The organism is Pseudohaemophilus paraphrohaemolyticus, from assembly GCF_003253115.1.
Lineage (GTDB): Bacteria > Pseudomonadota > Gammaproteobacteria > Enterobacterales > Pasteurellaceae > Haemophilus_A > Haemophilus_A paraphrohaemolyticus_A.
In genome coordinates, this window is record NZ_QEQF01000015.1 from 1 (window position 1) to 3,892 (window position 3,892).

Here is a 3,892-nt window from a genome sequence, read left to right on the forward strand (position 1 = left end):
AGGGATTAGGGATTTATCAGATGAACGGCTTTAAGTGCCTTAAAATCGATTTGATGAGCCAAGCAAAGCCAACCGAGCAAAGCGAGGGCGGAACGACCGAAGGGAGTGGAGAGCTGTCGGCAGACCTCACGGCAATTTTTAGACTTTAGGCGTTAAAAAAATTGCCATAGTGAGTTAGAGCAATTTTTAAAATTGCTCGTGAAGATGCCAAAAATAAGATAAGATGTGTGATAAACGCACGAAAAACGAACAGCAAAGCCCCTCGCCCGTAAAAAATAGTGAGGACTGTGAAAAAACCGAGCCAAAAATTCACAGTAAATCGCTATTTTTCGCTATTCACAAAACGTATAAGTAACGTGAGCAGGATTGTTAAAGTACCGTGCTAAAAAATAGTTTTTTTCAGCAAAAAAATTGGAGAAAAAAAATGGCTAGTTATGGGATTTTCAGAGTAGAAAAACTAAAAAAGCTCTCAAACCTTCGTGGATCGCTAATGCACGCATTTCGGGAACAAGAAACCCCAAATGCCGACCCTACTCGATTGAATGAAAATACACTTCTCACACCTGATACGTTTGATGTTAGCTCTACGTTGGATAAATACGAAAGATTGAAACCAACAGGGAAAATCAGAAGTGATGTTGTTCACGCCCTAGAAGTGCTAGTTACTGCAAGCCCCGAGAAGATTAAAGGAATGTCGAACGAAGAGCGAAATCGATTCTTTAAAGAGTCTTTAGCGTTCTGCAATGCTAAATTTGGGGAAGGTAACTTGCTACACGCCCAAATTCATAATGATGAAACAACCGCACACCTGACAGCCTTTTATATTCCTGTGATCGAGAAGAAAAACAAAAAGGGGGAGATCGTTAGAAAGCTCAATGCTAGTGAAATTCTGGGTGGTAAGAAAGAGTATTCAGCACGCCAAACGGATTTTTATGAGCAAGTATCAAAAAAATATGGGCTAGAGCGTGGGGAAATTGGCTCAAAAGCAACACATAAAAAGGTTCAAGAATGGTACAAGGAGCTAAACGCTGAAAGCATAAGGCTAGATATGTCAAAAATCATTGAGCAATTAGAGCGAAAATCAAAGGCTGAAATTAGTGGGTCAATGATATTTGAGAAAAAAGGAATGTTCGGCACGAAAACCGAAGAGATTGAAGGGCGAGTTGCTTTACCTACGCCAATGATTAGTATCGGTGATATTCGTGAGGTTTTATCGCCTTATTACAATTCCAATTCAGAAATGAAGAGACGAGAAAAACAAGCGATAAAAAAAGAGCTTGAAAGGGAAGTGAAGGAAAAGCTTGCCAAAGAACGGGCTGAAATTGATAAGTTACAGATAGACGCAAATAGAACGTTATTTAAGGCTCAAAATGAGGCTCAAAGAGTAAAAGAAGAGGCTATTCGCGAGACTAAGGCTGAATTTGAAGAAGAAAAAAAAGAGATAAATCAAAAGTTATGTGAAGCCGAGAAAAAGGAAAAAGAAGCACGAGATGATCTTCAGAAACTTGAAGAATTTAAAAAAAATAGAGACGAGTTTTATCTGAAAATAGTAAATAAATTTGGACTTGAGCCTGAGTATGATGCCGCAGAAAACTTGGTCCTAGAGAAGTTAGAAAATATCGCCGAACTTGAAAAGAAAGTTAAAAACTACGACGCAGATTTGAAAGAGGAAACTGAACGCTTAGAGTTTAATTTTAGGACGAAAACGCAGTATTTAAGAAGGGATTACGAACTAGAAAAAGAAAAAAATCAAATGTATGGAGAAGAGATTGGACGCCTTAAATCGGAAAATGAGAAATTAAAGGATAAAAATGACAAGCTAAGTAATGGAATAGATTTAGATACACTCAAAGAAAAATACTACATTGAGTTAGAAAAGAAATTGAGCCACGTCATCAAAACAATACCATCAGAATTAAACAATATCGGACGTAGAGATTTAACGTATAAGGAGCAGTACAAATCATTTGAAAATGTAAGAGGAATGCTTGATTTTGCTAAGAAAACAGACCTTAATTATGGGTTAAGTTTAGAAGTAAAATACTTTGAACAAATCAAGAAGGCTCACGATTGGCTTGTCGAAAACAAACATTTGGGGAATATGCCAGGAATGAAAATGTGATAGCCTTGAAAATCATAAACCGCCTGAAAAGGCGGTTTTTTATTTAGTAAACAAACTTGCCTGCTGCGTGTAATGCTTCATCAAGTTCTGCCTGTTCAATCTCTTGGCGAATATACTCGCCCTCAAGCTCAATCGCATTTGGATCAACGTACTCAAAGTTTTGAACATAAGGCTCAGTATCTTCGAATTGTGGTTTGTTTTCAGATTTACTCATTTTTATTTTCCTTGTTTTGGCGTTTCTCAATCACTTCTGTAATTTTTTCTACGGTGTGCCAGTCGCCTGTGATTTTGTAATAACTGCATAACAGCTCTAAATCGCTTGTACTTAATTTCTCGCCACGTTCTTTCAATGTTTTACGCCAATCTTCAAGCACTTTGATACATTCTCTCGCCCATTTTGCTTCGGCATCAGTGCCTTTCTTGACTTGTGGGCGTTGTGGTAGTTTTGGGCGACCTGATTTTGTTAAATTTTCGGTATTTTCAACCGCTTGTGTCGCTTGTTTCTTCGGACTAATTAGAAATTTCAAGGCGTGGATTGAACGCCCTCTCTTAATCTGTTCAACTTCAATAAATAAATCTGATTTTTCGTTAATCTCAGATATAGCAGGGTCTAAAACCCTTGCTTTAAAGTTATTCCAGCGAGAATAACTTTCCTCAACTTGTAGCCATTCTTTTAGTTTTTCTACTGTAATTTCACGTTCTCCAACCTTGCGATATTGAGTGATTAGTTCATAAATTCGAATTGAATGTACACTGTTGAAATAAGCGATATGTTTGAGTTGATATTGCGTGAATTGCCCTTTAAGTTGCGTTAGGTATGGCATAACTTCATCAGTCATAGCTATTCTGAAACGCCCCTCTTTCTTGAAATATGTTCGAGAGGAAACCCAACGAAATTCAGTTACACGGTCTTTATCTTCAGTTTTAACACTACGCTCATAAATACGTTTAATTGCACCCTGAATTTGCTTATAGGCGTTATCTTGGCTTATTTCTGGAAACTCACGGACAAAATCAGCCACCGTGAAATCAAAAATCTTTTGATTAGATTTTGGATCCATAGTCCCAATAGTTAAAGCTAAAATCCGTACTTCATCAATACTTAATCGGTAACTGGCTTCAATAAGGCTATTAGCCTTTACAACAACTAAATCATTTGGCATAAGACTACAAATTTCCTGTATTAAACTACAACAATTTAAACTATGTAGCCATATAATAAAACTACATCAATTTAATGTAAAGTAGTCTATAACAGGAAATTTGTAGTCTCATAACAGGAAATTTGTAGTCTTATAACAGGAAATTTGTAGTCTCATAACAGGAAATTTGTAGTCTTATAAATCTCGGAAGCCTTGTGCCACAAGGCTCTCAGAAACCGAAAAAACGAAAAAACAAAAAAATAAAAAATAGAGCAAAACTGCGTTTTGCCTGTCGCTTCGCTCTATTTTTTTCTGTTCTGCAAATAAGGGGGCAGGGGATAGGTTCGAGCGTTTAATCAACTCCGTGCAAGGTTCGAGTTCCGCTAGGCTGATCTGCGGGTAAGGGAGGAAAACCAACCTTTGCCACGCTAAACAGCACCGAGCGGAACTTAATGCCACCGAAAAACGCAATAGGAAAGCCGTAGAGGCGTTTTTGCAGGAAGGGATTAGGGATTTATCAGATGAACGGCTTTAAGTGCCTTAAAATCGATTTGATGAGCCAAGCAAAGCCAACCGAGCAAAGCGAGGGCGGAACGACCGAAGGGAGTGGAGAGCTGTCGGCAGACCT

General features: G+C 38.0%; 3 protein-coding genes. 1 reads left to right on the forward strand and 2 read right to left on the reverse strand.

What is annotated here, in order from left to right; genetic code table 11:
* Positions 1-424 precede the first annotated feature (424 nt).
* The gene (gene mobV, locus DPV92_RS09645; RefSeq protein WP_192574194.1) at positions 425-2,122 is read left to right on the forward strand and encodes a MobV family relaxase; all 1,698 of its coding nucleotides are present in this window, start codon (positions 425-427) and stop codon (positions 2,120-2,122) included.
* 43 nt (positions 2,123-2,165) lie between these two features.
* On the opposite strand, the gene DPV92_RS09880 is transcribed toward mobV, so the two are convergent.
* The gene (locus DPV92_RS09880; RefSeq protein ID WP_192574195.1) at positions 2,166-2,336 is read right to left on the reverse strand and encodes a hypothetical protein; all 171 of its coding nucleotides are present in this window, start codon (positions 2,334-2,336) and stop codon (positions 2,166-2,168) included.
* Positions 2,329-3,285, reverse strand: coding sequence for a replication initiation protein (locus tag DPV92_RS09650; RefSeq protein WP_111354682.1), 957 nt, complete (start codon positions 3,283-3,285; stop codon positions 2,329-2,331). Before DPV92_RS09650 ends, DPV92_RS09880 begins: the two co-directional genes overlap by 8 nt.
* Between the last annotated feature and the right edge of the window lie 607 nt (positions 3,286-3,892).

What these genes read in the sequence shown, in the direction of transcription:
- mobV (WP_192574194.1), top strand. Translation starts at nt 425, where the DNA reads ATGGCTAGTTATGGGATTTTCAGAGTAGAAAAACTAAAAAAGCTCTCA.
- DPV92_RS09880 (WP_192574195.1), bottom strand. Translation starts at nt 2,336, where the DNA reads ATGAGTAAATCTGAAAACAAACCACAATTCGAAGATACTGAGCCTTAT.
- DPV92_RS09650 (WP_111354682.1), bottom strand. Translation starts at nt 3,285, where the DNA reads ATGCCAAATGATTTAGTTGTTGTAAAGGCTAATAGCCTTATTGAAGCC.